The organism is Rhodococcus coprophilus NBRC 100603 (assembly GCF_001895045.1).
GTDB classification, from domain to species: domain Bacteria; phylum Actinomycetota; class Actinomycetes; order Mycobacteriales; family Mycobacteriaceae; genus Rhodococcus; species Rhodococcus coprophilus.
The window spans coordinates 114,920-131,129 of record NZ_BDAM01000005.1; the positions used below are offsets into that span (position 1 = coordinate 114,920).

11 protein-coding genes and 1 pseudogene are annotated in these 16,210 nt (G+C 67.5%); 9 read left to right on the forward strand and 3 right to left on the reverse strand.

Translation table 11 applies throughout. The annotated features are described in order from the left end of the window. Positions 1–39: 39 nt before the first annotated feature. Positions 40–523 (forward strand): annotated as a pseudogene (locus RDCOP1_RS09305) (FBP domain-containing protein); the annotation flags it as partial. Between the two features lie 124 nt (positions 524–647). On the opposite strand, the gene RDCOP1_RS09310 reads toward RDCOP1_RS09305, so the two are convergent. Together RDCOP1_RS09310 and RDCOP1_RS09315 are read right to left on the reverse strand one after the other, a co-directional pair. Further along, the gene (locus tag RDCOP1_RS09310; protein WP_072700369.1) at positions 648–1,352 is read right to left on the reverse strand and encodes a type 1 glutamine amidotransferase domain-containing protein; all 705 of its coding nucleotides are present in this window, start codon (positions 1,350–1,352) and stop codon (positions 648–650) included. A gap of 143 nt (positions 1,353–1,495) precedes the next feature. Next, entirely contained in the window at positions 1,496–2,452 is a 957-nt protein-coding gene (locus RDCOP1_RS09315) for a DUF8129 domain-containing protein (protein WP_072699845.1), read from the reverse strand. A gap of 302 nt (positions 2,453–2,754) precedes the next feature. Here RDCOP1_RS09315 and RDCOP1_RS21310 point away from each other — a divergent pair, with 302 nt between their 5' ends. The 6 genes from RDCOP1_RS21310 to RDCOP1_RS09340 all read left to right on the forward strand — a co-directional run bounded on the left by RDCOP1_RS21310 (position 2,755) and on the right by RDCOP1_RS09340 (position 13,524). Next, complete coding sequence (locus RDCOP1_RS21310; RefSeq protein ID WP_143152189.1) at positions 2,755–3,033, forward strand: hypothetical protein; 279 nt, start codon at positions 2,755–2,757, stop codon at positions 3,031–3,033. 123 nt (positions 3,034–3,156) lie between these two features. Continuing rightward, the gene (locus tag RDCOP1_RS09320) at positions 3,157–3,348 is read left to right on the forward strand and encodes a hypothetical protein (protein WP_072699846.1); all 192 of its coding nucleotides are present in this window, start codon (positions 3,157–3,159) and stop codon (positions 3,346–3,348) included. Positions 3,349–3,496: 148 nt separating this feature from the next. Continuing rightward, positions 3,497–6,787 (forward strand): exodeoxyribonuclease V subunit gamma, encoded by a 3,291-nt coding sequence (gene recC, locus RDCOP1_RS09325; RefSeq protein WP_072700371.1) that lies wholly within the window; start codon positions 3,497–3,499, stop codon positions 6,785–6,787. 14 nt (positions 6,788–6,801) lie between these two features. Next, complete coding sequence (locus RDCOP1_RS09330) at positions 6,802–10,116, forward strand: UvrD-helicase domain-containing protein (protein WP_231922983.1); 3,315 nt, start codon at positions 6,802–6,804, stop codon at positions 10,114–10,116. After that, positions 10,113–12,008: an exodeoxyribonuclease V subunit alpha gene (recD, locus tag RDCOP1_RS09335; protein WP_072699848.1), complete on the forward strand. Its 1,896-nt coding sequence runs from the start codon at positions 10,113–10,115 to the stop codon at positions 12,006–12,008. Before RDCOP1_RS09330 ends, recD begins: the two co-directional genes overlap by 4 nt. Positions 12,009–12,087: 79 nt before the next feature. Further along, a complete protein-coding gene (locus RDCOP1_RS09340) occupies positions 12,088–13,524 on the forward strand; it encodes a lipase maturation factor family protein (RefSeq protein ID WP_072699849.1) in 1,437 nt (478 codons plus the stop codon). A 27-nt stretch (positions 13,525–13,551) separates the two neighbouring features. Here the strand turns inward: RDCOP1_RS09340 and RDCOP1_RS09345 are convergent, their stop codons facing one another. Then, entirely contained in the window at positions 13,552–13,977 is a 426-nt protein-coding gene (locus RDCOP1_RS09345; RefSeq protein ID WP_111731587.1) for an ATP-binding protein, read from the reverse strand. A 281-nt stretch (positions 13,978–14,258) separates the two neighbouring features. Between RDCOP1_RS09345 and RDCOP1_RS09350 the strand changes: the two genes are divergently transcribed. Continuing rightward, a complete protein-coding gene (locus RDCOP1_RS09350) occupies positions 14,259–14,762 on the forward strand; it encodes a VOC family protein (protein WP_072699850.1) in 504 nt (167 codons plus the stop codon). 30 nt (positions 14,763–14,792) lie between these two features. Beyond that, positions 14,793–16,151 carry an MFS transporter gene (locus RDCOP1_RS09355; RefSeq protein ID WP_072699851.1) on the forward strand — a complete coding sequence of 453 codons (1,359 nt, stop codon included), beginning with the start codon at positions 14,793–14,795 and terminating at the stop codon, positions 16,149–16,151. Positions 16,152–16,210: the final 59 nt, after the last annotated feature.

Below are 16,210 nucleotides of genomic sequence, written 5' to 3' on the forward strand. Positions count from 1 at the left end.
TTCGGTTAGCCGACCAAACGAAAAAGGAGTTCCGCCGGCATGGAAGCGATCACCGAACGAGACATCAGGGCGTCGTTCGTCAACTGCTCCAAAGGTGAGGCCAAACGGCTGCCGGCACCGCGCGACCTCGCCGAGCGGCCCTGGGAGGATCTGGACTTCCTGGGTTGGACCGACCCGTCGTTCCCGGGTCGCGGCTACCTTGTCGTCCCTCGTGAAGACGGACCCGTCGGGATCGCCATGCGCTTCGAACCGAACGGTTCCGGTAAGTCGCAGATGTGCACGGTGTGTCTGACCACCCACTCGCGCGGCGGAGTCGCGTTGATGACCGCGGCCAAAGTCGGCGACTCCGGACGGGCGGGCAACACCCTCGGCACCTACATGTGCATCGACCTCGCCTGTTCGCTCTACGCGCGAGGAAAGAAAGAAGCCCGCGCTCGGAAGCCGGTATCGCGAAGATCTCGGGCCCGAAGAGAAGACTGCGCGTGTACGCGAGAATCTGGACGCATTCCTCGACAGGCTCTTCCACCGACACGGCTTACGCCCGGCGGCAGCACCGAGCAGGGCGGAACCGGACCGAGAGACCGGCGAGGGCGGACGCCGCTCACGCGCGCGTCCGCCCTCGCCGGACTGCCGATCCACCTGAGGCGTTACTTCGCCGCCAGATCGCTCACGACTCGCTCGGCGAGTGGGCGGGACGACGCCGGATTCTGCCCAGTGTACAGATTCCGGTCCACGACCAAGTGGGGCTGCCACGCCTCTCCCGAGGAGAAGAGGGCACCTGCTTCCTGGAGGCGGTCCTGCAGCAGCCACGGAGCCTTGCTCGCCAGGCCGGCCTGAACTTCTTCGATGTTCGTGAAACCGGTCAGCTTGTAGCCCTCGAACAACCAGCGACCACCCGAGGCGAAGGCCGGCAGAAGCGCAGCGGGCGCGTGGCACACCATCGCGACGACCTTGCCCGACTCGACGAAGTGCCGCACGAGCTCCCCGAACCGCTCGTCGACCGCGAGGTCTTGCATCGGCCCGTGGCCGCCCGGGACGAACAGCAGATCGAAGTCGTCGGCGTTCAGGTCCTCGAGGACGGCTGCATTCGAAAGCTTGGGCTGAAGCTCCTCCAGCTTCTTCTTCAGTTCGGCGGACCTGTCCTCGCCTCCGGCAGCGTCGGGCTCGAGGCTGGCCTGGTCGACCACGGGTGTGCCGCCACCCGGGGTGGCGAAGGTGATCGTGTAACCGGCCTGGTCGAACACGTTGTACGGCTCGACGAGCTCTTCGGCCCAGAACCCGGTGGGATGTTCGGTACCGTCGCTCAGCGTCCAGTGGTCGGCGGCAGAGACGGCGAAAAGCAGTTTGGTCATGTTGATCCTCTCGGGTTGTTCCCCGTCCTGCCGCATACCCACTCCGGGGCGTGCGGACACGGGTTACTGCTGTGCGAACGAGGAAGTGCCGGGCCCGGAGATCCGGACCCGGCACTCGCTGGGGTTTCAGCGCCCTGTCGCGACTAGCTGAGCACTTCCTGGGCGATCGCGGCGAGGCGTGTCTGAGCCGCGGATACGACGCCGTGACGATTCTTGTGCGCTTCCTCGTAGGCGACGACCGCGCGGATGTCGGAAGCTTCGGTGAGTTCCTTCACCGCAGCGACCGCGCTGCCCACGTTGAGCGTGTCGTAGTCCTCGATCGGCAGTTCGTCGGCGGTGAGCACACCCGATGCGGTGCGCACCCGGTGCAGGGCCTCCGCAGTGCTGTCGGCACCTTCGCGGCGGCTGACACGTTCGGCGGTCTCGAGAGCGGAATCCCGGGTCGCGCCCAAGGTCTTTGCCGCGACGTCACCGGCATGAGCGCCTCGCGTCAGAATCGACTCGATGCGCGGACGGGTCGATCGGGCCACATCGATGGCGCGGTCGAGACCGCGAGAGGACCACGTGACCGGTGTGTTCACCAAGCGCACCGCAACGCCGGCCGCGGCCTGCAGGGGAGTGCGCCGCAACGCTGCGGGTCCCCCGAGTGCCTCTTCGGCGATCACCGTGGTCAGCCATTCGACCGTCGCGCTGTGGGCCTTGATGAGCTTGTCGGCGAGCGACACGATCGACGAGTTGCCGTCGGCTGTTGCGAGCGCCTTGACGTAACGGGCGCGGTCGAGCAGTTGGTGTTCGAGCGCGAGATCGCCGAGCAGAGCCTCGTCGAACGGCTGTGCCTGTTCCGCAAGCGACTTGACGGCGGTGGTCGCGCGGCCGAGAACCGGACCCACCACGTCGGGAAGTCCACCGAGCTCGCGGATCGCCTCCTCGATGGCGACCGCACGTACACGGCAATTCTCGGCGTTCCGGGTCAATTCCTTTCGCACGGCCTCGGTTCGGGCCTGCGCGATACGGGTCTCGGCCACTTGTGTTTCGGCATGGGTCAGTTGATGCAAGGTGCGGAGCTGCGTGAGCAGTGCCGCGGTGTTGGTCTCGGTCATCGTGCGTAGCTCCTTCGGACTTGAATGGTCGATGGGCTCAGCGATGTCACATCAAACGGCTACCCGAGGAGATCGATCCCTAACATCGCGTGACGCAGGACACAATCGAGTACCCTCTACACAGCAACACTTTTCCTTTCATGCGGCCCGGTATCCGGGCCTGGGGCGTCGGCGCGTTTAAGGGCGCGACGTCCGGGGCATAGCTCCCAGCACGTCGGTGAGCCAGAGAATTCACGAGATCAGGCCGCGAGGCCCTCGTGTCTGTTCGGCACTCGAGTGAGACGAAAGTTGGAGACACGCGAATGACGACCGTAGTACCCCCTAGCCTTCTGACGAGCCCGAAAAATCTTGATAGTCCGAATTCATGGGCGCCCACGCGTGTTTCGCCCACCGAGCATCCGCCCGTCGACGTCTCCGACACCGCGGTGGTCGAGCATTCGTGGGTCGGTCCGTGTCTGTTCATCTGCCTGATGCTTCTCGGGGGAATCGCCGGTGGCGTCCTCATGGGTTCGCTCGGCGCGGGCATGGCGTTCGCCGCGGTGATCGGGGGACTCGCCGCGATCCTCGTCGCCTGCCTCTAGTTCGAACGCTTCCGTCCCGTCCTAGCGCGACTCGGGTAGTCCGTTCGGCCGGTTGTTCGAGTCGTCTCACGACACGCCCCGCATAGTGTTGCGGGTCACAGTTCCGAGGCGCAAGATCGGTTCATGTCGGCGCCCTGGGACGAGGACGGCGGCTTCGCGTGGGAGCGCCGCGAGGCCGGCCAGAGCTGGGAACAGATCGGTAGCGACCTGGGCTGCCCCCCGCACGTCGCGCAGGAACTGGGGGAGCGATACCGGGCCGAGACCGATCGGATCGTGATGCGCGACCAGATTCCGCTCTTCGACGTCCCCGAGTGACCCCGGTCGCGCGTCGTCCCGCCGTCGCGCCCGGTCACAGCACCCGACGATTCGGTCCCCGGCGGTCTGACCTGCGTGGTCGTTGCGCTGTCCGTTGTGTGTGGTAAGCCCGTAGCGACGACAGAGTCGACCATGAGGGGGCCCACGCGTGCTGACGCTGCACCGTGCCGAACGCACCGACATCCTTGCCGACGCGCTCGGCGAGTTGCTGGCGGCGCCGCTCGACGACCCGTTCGCGCGCGAAGTCGTGGCTGTGCCTGCGCGTGGCATCGAGCGGTGGCTCACTCAGCGCCTGTCGAGAGTGCTGGGTGCGACCGACAGTGACGGTGTCGCGGCCAACATCGACTTTCCCTCACCGTCCCGGCTGGTGGACGAGGTCCTCGCCGCGGCATCGGGCACCACTGCCGACGAGGATCCCTGGCTTCACTCGCGGATGCTCTGGACGGTGCTCGACGTCATGGACAGTTCTGTCGGAGAGCCTTGGTGCGCGGCGCTGACCCGGCATCTCGGCCACGGCCAGGACGATCACCGCGCCGGTCGCCGGTACGCGACCGCTGCGCATCTCGCCGATCTGCTCCGCAGCTACGGACTGCAGCGCCCGGACATGATCGCCGACTGGGCGGTGGGCCACGACACCGACGGCACGGGCGCCCCTCTCGCCGACCATCTGCGCTGGCAGGCAGAACTCTGGCGACGCCTGCGCGACCGCATCGGCACCGACAGCCCCTCCCAGCAACTCGGTAACCTGTGCTCGCGGCTGCGGGCCGAACCGGGCATCGTGGACCTGCCCGAACGTGTATCGCTGTTCGGCCCCACCCGGCTCGACGCGGTGCAACTTGCGGTCGTCTCGGCGCTCGCCGCCCATCGCGACGTACACCTCTGGGTTCCGCACCCGAGTCCGGCCATGTGGTCGGCACTGTCCGGCGGCAATACTCCCCGGTGCCGAGCCGAGGACGACAGCGCTCTGCGGGTCCGTCATCCGTTGCTGGCGGCGCTCGGACGCGACGTGCGCGAGTTCGAAATGCGGTTGTCGGCGCTCGAGGCGACCGAGGTCGCCCACACCGCACCCGAACCGCCCGCGACGTTGCTCGGCCGGTTGCAGTCCGACATCCGGGCCGACCACACGCCGGAACCGGGGTCGGCACGCGCCGACGGCACCGTCGCGATCCACGCGTGCCACGGGCCGACGCGCCAGGTCGAGGTGCTGCGCGAATGTCTGCTGCATCTCTTTCAGGACGACCCGACTCTCGAACCGCGCGACGTCGTCGTCATGTGCCCGGATGTCGAGACCTACGCACCCCTCGTCCACGCCGCGTTCGGACGAGGGGTCGGTGAACACCCCGGCCACACGCTGCGGGTGCGGCTCGCCGACCGTGGGCTGCGCCGGACCAACCCCGTTCTGTCGGTGCTCGACGACCTTCTCGGCCTCGCCGACGCCCGCGTCACAGCGAGTGAGGTTCTCGATCTCGCCACCTCGGCACCCGTGCGGCGCCGGTTCGGTTTCGACGACGACGATCTCGAGCGTTTGCAGGAGTGGGCAGCCGAGACCGGAGCGCGTTGGGGCCTCGGCCCATGGCAACGACGACCGTTCGGTCTCGGGGACTTCCCGCAGAACACTTTCGGGACGGCTCTCGACCGGATCCTTCTCGGCGTCGCCGCCGACGAGTCCGGAGGTGAATGGCTTTCTCTGGCATTGCCACTCGACGATGTCGACAGCAACGACATCGACCTCGCCGGGAGGTTTGCCGAATACATCGACCGGCTCACGGTCTCCCTGCTGGGGCTCAGGGGTCCGCAGCCCGCAGAGAAGTGGTCGGCGGCGTTCGTCCAGGCGCTCGACCTGCTCACCGACGTCGCCCCCACGGACGCATGGCAGCTTGCTCAGGCTCACCGGGAGATCGGGCTCGCGATCGAGCACGCGGGTGCGGCAGACCTGAGGCTGGCCGACATACGCGCGATGTTCGCGAGCCGCCTGGCTGGTCGCCCCAGCCGATCGAATTTCCGCACAGGCGAACTGACGGTGTGCACGATGGTGCCGATGCGGTCGGTACCCCACCGCGTGGTCGTCCTCCTCGGACTCGACGACGATGTGTTCCCCCGCAACGCCCATATCGACGGCGACGATGTTCTTGCTCAGAATCCCTGTGTCGGAGAACGCGACTCACGGAGCGAAGATCGTCAGTTGCTGCTCGACGCCGTCATGTCCGCGAGCGAGCGAGTCCTGCTGTTCTACACCGGCGCCGACGCCGTGACCGGTGCCGCCCGGCCACCGGCCATTCCGCTCACGGAGATTCGCGACGTGGTCACCACCATGGCGGGCACGGCGGTCGACGACGAGCGGATCGTGCGCCGTCATCCGTTGCAGCCATTCGACCCGCGCAACTTCAAGGCCGCCGCACCGTTCGGTTTCGGTACCGCCGAACTGGCGGGTGCCCGTGCAACCCAGCGTCATTCCCGTGAGCCGGTTGTTCCGTCCGGTCTGGCGGTGGACACGCTTGCCGCTCCGGCTCGCACGGACGTAGATCTCGACGATCTCGTGGCGTTCCTGGTTCATCCCAGCCAGGGTTTCCTGCGGCAGCGCCTCGGAGTGCGCATCCCGGAACTCGACGAGGGGATCGTCGACGCCCTCGACGTCGAACTCGATCCGCTGGCCAAGTGGAACCTGGGCGACAGGATGCTCGAAGCGAGACTGGCCGGAGTGTCGGCCGCCGACTTCCGTGCGGCGGAGTGGCGCCGCGGCACGCTGCCGCCGTATGCGCTCGGCGAGCGGGTGCTCGGCGACGTGACGAACGAGGTAGAAGGCCTCGTCGCCGCCTGTGCACCGGTCCACGCGGGCCGCGCGCACACCGTCGACATCGTGCTCGACCTCGACGGCGGACGCAGGCTCACCGGCACGGTGAGCGGGGTGCACGGCACGGTGATCGCCCGGAGCACGTATTCCAAACTCGGTCCCAAACACCGCCTCACCGCCTGGGTGCAGTTGCTCGCTGTCGCTGCGTCGGGCCGTCCGGGGCAGTGGAAGGCGATCACTACCGGGCGCAGTCGTTCGCGGCTTCCGGCGTGGCGGTCCACCCTGCTCGCTCCCGCCGACGCCGCCGAACAACTGGCGCGTCTGGTGGACCTGCGGGACCGGGGACTCCAGTCGCCGTTGCCGATCGTCACGGGTGCCTCCGCCGAATACGCCGAACGACGGCATCGGGGAGACTCGGTCGAGATGGCGATCACCGCAGCAAGTCGTGCGTTCGGCGGGGCATTCGGCGACGGGCAGGATAGGCATGTGACCTACCTGCACGGATCCGGTGTCGGTCTGGATGCCCTCACGGACGCCGGACCTCGAGACGACGAACGTCCCTGGTTCGACGACCCCAGTCGTTTCGGGGTTCTCGCACGCAGGCTGTGGGAGCCCTTGCTGACGTCGGAGAATCAGGCCAGGCCGTGACGGAAGGAAACTTCGTGACCTTATCGCCGGCGACCCCGAGGGCGTCCACGGCCGGCTTCGATCTGCTCGCGCCCCTGCCCGAGGGCACCACCGTCCTCGAAGCCAGTGCCGGCACGGGCAAGACCTACGCGATCGTCGGACTCGCGACCCGATTCGTCGCCGAGGGCGTCGTCGACCTGTCGCAACTGCTGCTCGTGACGTTCAGTCGCGCCGCCACCCAGGAATTGCGGGAACGCACCCGAAACCGGTTCGCGGAGGTGGTGAGGGCCCTCGCCGACCCCGATGTCGCGCGGGAGAGCGGCGATCCGCTGATCCGCCACCTCGCCGCCGACGATGTCCACGCCCGCCGCGCGCGCTTGCGGCAGGCGCTGTCGGACTTCGACTCGGGGACGATCTCGACCACTCACGGGTTCTGTCAGCGGATGCTCGGTGAACTCGGTATCGCGGGGGAACGCGATCCCGACGTCACCGTGGTCGAGAACGTCGACGACCTCACCACCGAGGTGGTCACCGATCTGTACCTGCGGCGATACGGGCGCGGCGAGGCACCGATCCGGTACGCGGAGGCCAAGACCGCCGCGCGCGCTGCGATCTTCGATCCACAGGCCGACCTGGCCCCCGAGGGTGCAGAGGGCACCCCCGCGGGTGAACGCGTGGATTTCGCGCGGGAGGTGCGTCGCGAGGTCGAAGACCGGAAACGGCGCATGGGATTGCGCGACTTCGACGACCAGCTGGCGTTGCTGCACCGCGTCCTGCTCGACCCCGAGCACGGGGAGGCTGCGTGCCGCCGGGTGCGCAACCGGTTCGGCGTCGTGCTCATCGACGAATTCCAGGACACCGATCCCAAGCAGTGGGAGATCCTGCGGAGAGCCTTCCATGGGTACTCCCGGCTGGTGCTGGTCGGCGACCCCAAGCAGGCGATCTATGCGTTCCGGGGCGCGGAGGTGCTCAGTTATCTCGACGCCGTCTCCTCGTCCGACGCGCACTGCGAGCTGACCACCAACTGGCGCAGCGACGCCGACCTGGTGAACGCGTGCGAATACGTGTACGGCGGTGCGGCACTGGGGGATACGCGCATCGTCGCGAACCGGGTCGATGCCGCACAGCCGAACTCCCGGCTGAGAGGTCTCGCCCCGATACGCCTGAGGCACCTGCCGCGCGCCGGAGCGGGGCCCCTCAACGACTGGGGGTTCCCCAGAAACCTCGACGGTCTGCGCGCTCGGGTCGCCCGCGACGTCGCCACCGACATCGTCAAGATCCTCGGCAACGACGAGGTCACCATCGACCTGGGCGATGGTGCGGCACGGGTGGAACCGGGACACATCGCGGTGCTGCTCCGCAAGCACAAGCAGGTCGCTCTCGTCCACGACGCGCTCGTGGCGGCCGGTGTGCCGTGTGTTCTCGCCGGGGGAACGAGTGTGTTCTCCACGTCTGCGGCCACCGAATGGTTGTGGGTGCTCTACGCACTCGAGCAGCCACATCGCGCCGATCGGGTGCGGCTCGCGGCGCTGACTCCGCTGCTCGGCCGCACCGCGTCCGACGTCGACGAACGCGGAGACGAGCTCGTCGCCGAAATCGGCAGCATGTTGCGGGAGTTGTCCGCGGTGTACATCCGCGCGGGATTCTCCGCGGTGTTCGAACGGATCGCGGCATACGGCGATCTCGAGGCACGGCTCCTCGACGCGCCGTCGGGCGAGCGCCGGCTGACCGACCTGCGGCACGTCGCGCAGTTGCTCGAACAGGCTTCCGCCGGACAATCGCTCGGCCTCGCGGCACTGACCCGGTGGCTGGAAGAGCGGATCAACGATCCCGACGGCGGGTCGGCAGACCGCATCCGCCGCCTCGACAGCGACGCCGCTGCCGTCCAGATCCTCACCGTGCACGGCAGCAAGGGTCTCGAGTTCCCGATCGTGTACGTCCCGTACGGCTGGGACGCCGCCAAGAACCCCGAGCCCGACAGGTTGCTGCTCCACGAGAACGGGCGGCGCGTCCTCGACGTGGGAGGCAAAGGCAGTCCCGGCTATTCGGAACGCAAGCGCCGGCACGACGAGGAAGAAGCCGGTGAGGAATTGCGACTGCTGTACGTCGCAATCACCCGGGCCAAGTGCCAGCTCACCCTCTCGTGGGCACCGTCGACGCCCACGTCCAGATCGCCGCTGCACCGGTTGCTCTTCGCCCGCGAACCCGGTTCACCGGACATCGCCGCGGAGGGGCCGCTCCCACACGACGAAGCGATGGCGGAGAAGTTCGAGCGGTGGGCCGCCCCGGCGGGCGGACTGATTGCCGTCGAACCAGTAGGGCAGTTCAAGATTCCGCAGCTCACCTGGTCGGCACCCCGGGAGGATTTCGGGCCGCTCGCCGCAGCGACGTTCGATCGAGTGATCGACGAAAACTGGCGCCGTACTTCGTATTCCGCGCTCACCGCCGCCGCCCACGACGAACCGGGTGTGGGCAGCGAAGTGGAACAAGCCGAGAAGAACGACGAACCGGAGGAGGCTCCGCTCCTCGAAACGGAACCCGCCGCGGAGGGCATTGCATCGCCGATGAACCATCTTCCCGGTGGCGCGGTCTTCGGCACACTCGTACACGCGGTGCTCGAAGTCGTCGACACGTCGGCGCCCGATCTCGACACCGAACTCCGCGCACGTTGCAGAGAGGTCGTCGCGCACCAACTCTCGCAGGTCGACCCCACCGAACTCGCCGACGCGCTGCTCCCCGTCCTGCGCACCCCGCTCGGCCCGCTCGGCCGGACCCTCGCCGACTTCGCCCCTGCGGACCGACTCGCAGAACTCGATTTCGAATTGCCCCTCACCGGTGGCGACAACCCGGTGCCGATCACCGTCACCCTCGAGGGGGTGGCGACGCTGATGCGACGCCATCTCGCGGCCGGCGATCCGATGCTGCCCTATGCCGACGCGGTGCGCCACCTCGAGCCGGTACCCCTGCGCGGCTTCCTCACCGGCAGCATCGACGCAGTGCTGCGCACACCCGAGCGCCGGTTCGTCATCGTCGACTACAAGACCAACCGGCTTGCACGCGTCGACGAACTGACCACCGCGCACTACACCCGTGAGGCGATGGCCGCGGAGATGATTCGTGCGCACTACCCGATGCAGGCACTGTTGTATGCGGTGGCGCTGCACCGTTATCTGCGCTGGCGACTACCGGGGTACGACGCCGAGACTCATCTCGGCGGGGTGCAGTACCTGTTCGTCCGGGGGATGGCCGGCCCGCAGAGCCCGCCCGGTAGCGGTGTCTTCGACTGGCATCCGCCTGCCGCTCTCGTCACCGACCTGTCGGACCTCCTCGCCGGAAAGGCCCTGCCGTGACGGATGCGCAGATAGCTCAGCGCGGTAAAGGCGCGCTCCGCACCTTCAACGAGGCGGGTGCCCTCGCCGCCGCCGATGTGCACGTCGCAGTGCGCCTCGCGACCCTCGCCGGAGAGTCGGACGCCGACGTGCACCTCGCCACGGCACTCGCCGTCCGGGCGGTGCGCGCCGGTTCGGTGTGCCTCGACCTGAACCGTCTGCGCGATGTCACCGTGGAGGAGGACGAAAACGGAACCCCGTTGGTCGCTCCCGAAGACCTCCCGTGGCCCCGTGACGAGGATGTCCTCGCCGCGCTGCGCCGCAGCCCGCTCGTCGTGGGTGGCGGACCCGGCGGACTGCGGCCACTGCGTCTGATCGACACTGCGGACGGTCCGCTGCTGTACCTGGACCGGTACTTCCGGCAGGAGCAGACGATCCGGCGGGTACTCGCCGAACGGGAAGGCCGTTTCCCGGAAGTCGACGAACAGCGACTCGTCTCCGCGCTCACCGAACTCTTCCGAGACCAGACGGACCCGGCGCGTCCCGCTCCGGCGCCCGACCGGCAGCGGGTCGCTGCCGCGCTCGCGGCCACTCACCTGACCGCGGTCATCGCGGGTGGTCCGGGTACGGGAAAGACGCACACGGTCGCGCGCATCCTCGCGCTGCTCACCGCATTGCACGGACGCGACCTGCGCATCGGGCTCGCGGCGCCCACCGGGAAGGCTGCCGCCCGGTTGCAGGAATCCGTGCGTGCACAGGAATCCGAGCTGAAACTGCCGCCCGACCTCACCGCCATGACGCTGCACCGGATGCTGGGATGGCAGCGCGGACGCACCCGCTTCCGCTACCACGCCGGCAATCACCTGCCGTACGACGTGATCGTGGTGGACGAAACGTCGATGGTGTCGCTGACCATGATGTGCCGCCTGCTCGAAGCCGTACGCCCGGATACGCGTCTGGTACTGGTGGGGGATCCCGACCAGCTCGCATCCGTCGACGCCGGTGCGGTGCTCGCCGACCTGGTCGGCCGGCCCATCACGGGCACGCTCAACCCGGTGTTCGAGCGCGCGGTGCCGCACGACCTCGCCGTTCCGCGCGACCTCACCGCGCCGGGCGACTTCGCGGAGCGGGGGCTCAGCGATGCCGAGCACAACCGGTTGCGAGGCGGCATTGTGCGTCTGAGCAGGGGAAGACGCTTCGGCGGCGCGATAGCCGACTTGGCGCTCGCGGTCCGGCAAGGCCGCGACGACGACGTCATGGCGATCCTCGAGAGCGGCGGTCCCGAGGTGTCGTTCGTGGGCCCGTCCGATCTGGCCGCTCTCCGCGCGGACGTCGTTCGGTCGGCCGAGGGGGTCACGGCGGCAGCGGAGGCCGGCGACGTCGCTGCTGCACTCGATCGATTCGAGAGTCATCGGTTGCTGTGTGCGCACCGCGACGGGCCTTCGGGTGTGAAGCGGTGGGCGCGACAGGCGACGGAGTGGATCGGTGCTGCGACCGGCCGTTACCTGGATCCGGAGCGCTGGTATCCCGGGCAGCCACTGCTGGTGACCGCAAACGACCACGACATGCGCATATACAACGGCGACACCGGGGTAGTCGTTCGGCGCGGCGACGAACTCGTCGCCGCCTTCGCCCGGGGTGAGGAGCCGTACCTGCTGCATCCCAGTCAGTTGTCGGCGGTGAACACGGTTTATGCGATGACTATCCACCGCAGTCAGGGAAGTCAGTACGGCACGGTGTCGGTGGTGCTGCCCGAGGCGAAATCGGCGCTGCTCACCCGGGAACTGCTCTATACCGCGATCACCAGGGCCCGCAAGCACGTGAGGATCGTCGGTACCGAGGAGTCGGTGCGGGCCGGAGTGGCACGGCAGGTGTTGCGAGCAAGCGGATTGCGCAGGGAAATCCCGGCGTAGTCGTCCCGTTCGGTGGCGGCGGTGCCATGCTCGTACAGGTGTACGGCGACACCTGTAGCGGAAGCGGGTACGGGCCGACGTGACGGAGTGGGCGGCGGCTGACGGCTACACGATCGGGCGGCTCCTGGTCACCCGTGGCCTCGCCGCGCTCTACCTGGTCGCGTTCCTCGCAGCCCTTCTGCAGTTCCGCGCTCTCATCGGTACGCGCGGACTGCTTCCCGTGCCGGACTTCGTTGCGGCACGCTCCTTCAAGAGTTCTCCCAGCGTGTTCCACTTCCGCTATTCCGATCGGCTCTTCGCAGCACTCGCTGTGGTCGGCGTGCTGCTGGCCGGATTCACGCTCGTGGGCGTCACCGAGCGGTTGCCGCTGCCGGCGTGCATGGCCGTCTGGTTCGGGATGTGGGCTCTGTATCTGTCGATCGTCAACGTCGGTCAGGTCTGGTATTCGTTCGGCTGGGAGTCGCTGCTGCTCGAAGCGGGGGTCCTCGCGATCTTTCTCGGCAACGCCGATGTCGCTCCGCCGTTCCTCGTGCTGATCCTTATACGCTGGGTGCTGTTCAGGGTGGAGTTCGGCGCCGGGTTGATCAAAATGCGGGGAGATCCCTGCTGGCGCGATCTCACGTGCCTGTACTACCACCACGAGACCCAGCCGATGCCCGGACCGCTGAGCCGCTTCTTCCATCTCCTGCCGCGACCTCTCCACAGAGTGGAGGTGGCCGGAAACCACGTCACGCAACTCGTGGTGCCGTTCGGATTGTTCCTCCCGCAGCCCGCCGCGGGACTGGCGGCGGCCGTCATGATCCTGACCCAACTGTGGCTGGTGGCGAGCGGAAACTTCGCGTGGCTCAACTGGATCACCATCGTCCTGGCCTTGTCGGTCGTGCCGGACGAGTTCTACGGCCGAATCGTGACGGTGAATGCGGACTACGCGCCGACACCGCTTCCGTTCACCGTGGCGGTGGTGGCGCTGACCGTCTTGACCGCGGCACTCAGCTACCGGCCGGTGCGCAACCTCGCCTCGAGGAGGCAGGCGATGAATGCGTCGTTCAACCAGTGGCATTTCGTCAATGCGTACGGTGCCTTCGGCAGTATCACCCGTACGCGGCACGAGGTGATCGTGGAGGGTACGGCGGATCGAGTGGAGACGCCCGCCACCGAATGGCGGGAATACGAGTTCAAAGGCAAACCGGGAGATGTGCGACGTCGTCCCCGCCAGTACGCGCCCTACCATCTGCGGCTCGATTGGCTGATGTGGTTCGCGGCGATCTCGCGGGACTACGCCGCCTCGTGGTTTCCTCGCTTCGTATACAAGTTGCTCGAGAACGACAGGAAGACACTGAAGCTTCTGCGTCACAACCCGTTCCCTGAGGCTCCCCCGGCCCGCATCCGTGCTCGGGTCTTCCGGTACCGCTATGCGACGCGATCGGAGCACCGGGCCACGGGTGCCTGGTGGGTGCGCGAACCCGTCGCAGACTTCATGATGCCGCTGTCGTTGTCGGACCTGCGGATGTCGTGAGGAGTCGGACGCGTGCGACGTTCGGTTCTACAGCGACCAGTGGATGGTGACGTGGGTTCCCTGCGGGGTGGGGTCGACGACCACGTCGGTCGCGAGCCCACGAATCAGGGCAAGTCCGTGGCCGCGTGAAGTCGGGGTGGAATCGGCGTCGTGCCAGCAGCCGTGGTCGGCGACCCGGACTTCGAGAATCTGATCCTGCGGTAGATACGTGGCCTCGAAATCGAGGGAGGCGGAGTCGTCGTCGATGTCGTAGGCGTGTTCCACGGCGTTGGCCAGGGCCTCGTAACTCGCGAGCACCACGTCGTGTTTCCGGTCGTCGTCGACGTCGAGTTGTTCGAGCCACACCCGTACGGCACGACGGAGATCCGAGATGAAAGCGGCGTCGGCGCGCACACCCCGGAAGAAGATTCCCCCCGATGTGAACGACGCTGAGCCGTCGCTGTCGGTCAGCACAGCACACCCATCGGGATGACGGGTAGCCGCAATTCGGCCGTATACATACGCGGTCTCCGCCGTATGTACAACGCGAAGCCGGCTGTTCGGGGGGTATTCATATACGTCTGCACCCCGGAGTCATACCCAGCCGGGTGCATGAATCCACCTCCGGATGATCACGAAGAGAAACTCGGGAAACTGTGATGACTTCGGTGAGGCTCGCGAGTCCGAATACATGAGGGCCACCAGCGGATCGTCCGGATACCGCGGAGGAGGGGGCCGTGCCGAAAGGAGAGGCCATGCCGAAGATCACACCGTGGTTGTGGTTCGACATGAACGCCGAGGACGCCGTGAGGTTCTATACGAACGTGTTCCCCAACTCTCGAATCGGGGAGATCACGTACTACCAGGCGGGGGCACCGGTTCCGGAGGGAACGGTGATGTCGGTGGAGTTCTTCCTCGACGGTCAGGTTTTCTACGGGCTCAACGGTGGCCCGCAGTTCCCCTTCACCGAAGCGGTGTCGTTCCGGATCGACTGCACTTCCCAGGTGGAAGTGGATTACTACTGGAACGCGCTGACCGCAGACGGTGGGGAGGAATCCCAGTGCGGTTGGCTCCGGGACAAGTACGGATTGTCCTGGCAGGTGGTCCCACAGCAACTGGACGAACTGTTCGCCTCGTCCGACCCCACTGCCGCACAGCGAGTCGTCGACTCGATGATGACGATGCGGAAGCTCGACGTGGAGACGCTCGAGGCCGCCGCCCGGGGGGTGAAGTCCTCGACGCGTGCCGATGGTGCCTGACGGGCCGGGTTCCCTGTACTTTTCGCGGTTATGCCCACTCGTACGCAGCGCCTCGACGAATTGCCGTTCACCGGTAAGCACGGCCGTCTCCTCGCGGGGTCCGGCGCGGGCTGGGCACTCGATGCGATGGACGTGGGACTGATCTCCTTCGTCATGGCCGCGCTCGCGGTGCAGTGGGACCTTTCGTCCACGCAGTTGTCGTGGATCGGATCGATCGGCTTCGCCGGGATGGCCATCGGTGCGTCGGTGGGGGGACTGCTCGCCGACCGGATCGGTCGGCGTCAGGTCTTCGCGACGACCCTGCTCGTGTACGGGCTCGCCACCGGGGCCGCTGCCCTGTCGACCTCGGTGGCGATGCTCATCGCCCTGCGGTTCGTGGTGGGGCTGGGGCTCGGCGCCGAGTTACCCGTCGCGTCCACACTCGTCAGCGAGTTCGCTCCTCGCAAGATCCGCGGCCGGGTGGTGGTGGCGCTCGAAGCGTTCTGGGCCGTCGGCTGGATTCTTGCGGCGCTCATCGGCTATTTCGTGGTGCCGCTGACCGACGACGGATGGCGCTGGGCACTCGCCGTCGGTCTCGTGCCGGCTGCCTATGCACTCGTGGTCCGATTCGGGATGCCGGAATCGGTGCGCTTCCTCGAGAGCAAAGGCCGCTACGCCGAGGCCGAGGCGGTCGTCCGCGAATACGAGTTGTCGGCCGCCCGTCGTGGACCCGGCCCGCACCCGCAGGTTGCGGAGGCACCGGAGGCAGAAGTGCCGGACGGCGACGAGCCTGCCGCTCCCGCCGCTGCGCAGGAACCCGGCCCGCGGGTCTCGATCTGGGCGCCGGCACTGCGCGCCCGGACCGCCGCACTGTGGATCGTCTGGTTCGGGATCAACCTGTCGTACTACGGTGCGTTCATCTGGCTGCCGAGCCTGCTCGTCGTACAGGGCTTCGACCTGGTGACGTCGTTCGGCTACACATTGATCATCACGCTTGCCCAATTGCCCGGGTACGCCGTGGCCGCGTGGCTGATCGAAGTGTGGGGGCGGCGCGCGACCCTCTCGGTCTTTCTCGCCGGCTCGGCGGTGGCGGCGGGACTCTTCGGTCTCGCGGAGACACCCGGGACGATCGTTGCCGCCGGGATGGCGCTGTCGTTCTTCAATCTGGGCGCGTGGGGTGCGCTGTATGCGATCGGTCCCGAGATGTACCCGACTGCGCTCCGCGGATCGGGCACCGGTGCTGCGGCGTCCTTCGGGCGGCTCGCGTCGATCGTCGCACCGCTGCTCGTGCCGTTCCTCCTCGACTCCGGGGGCAATGCCTTGGTGTTCGGTGTGTTCGCGGCGTCGTTCGTGGTCGCGGCATGCGCGGCGGTCACGCTTCCCGAGAAGGCCGGAACCGTCCTCGAATGAAGCCGCTGGGCGGCGCATACCCGGTCCGTCTGCCGTGAGCGGACAGGCGGATGCACCGT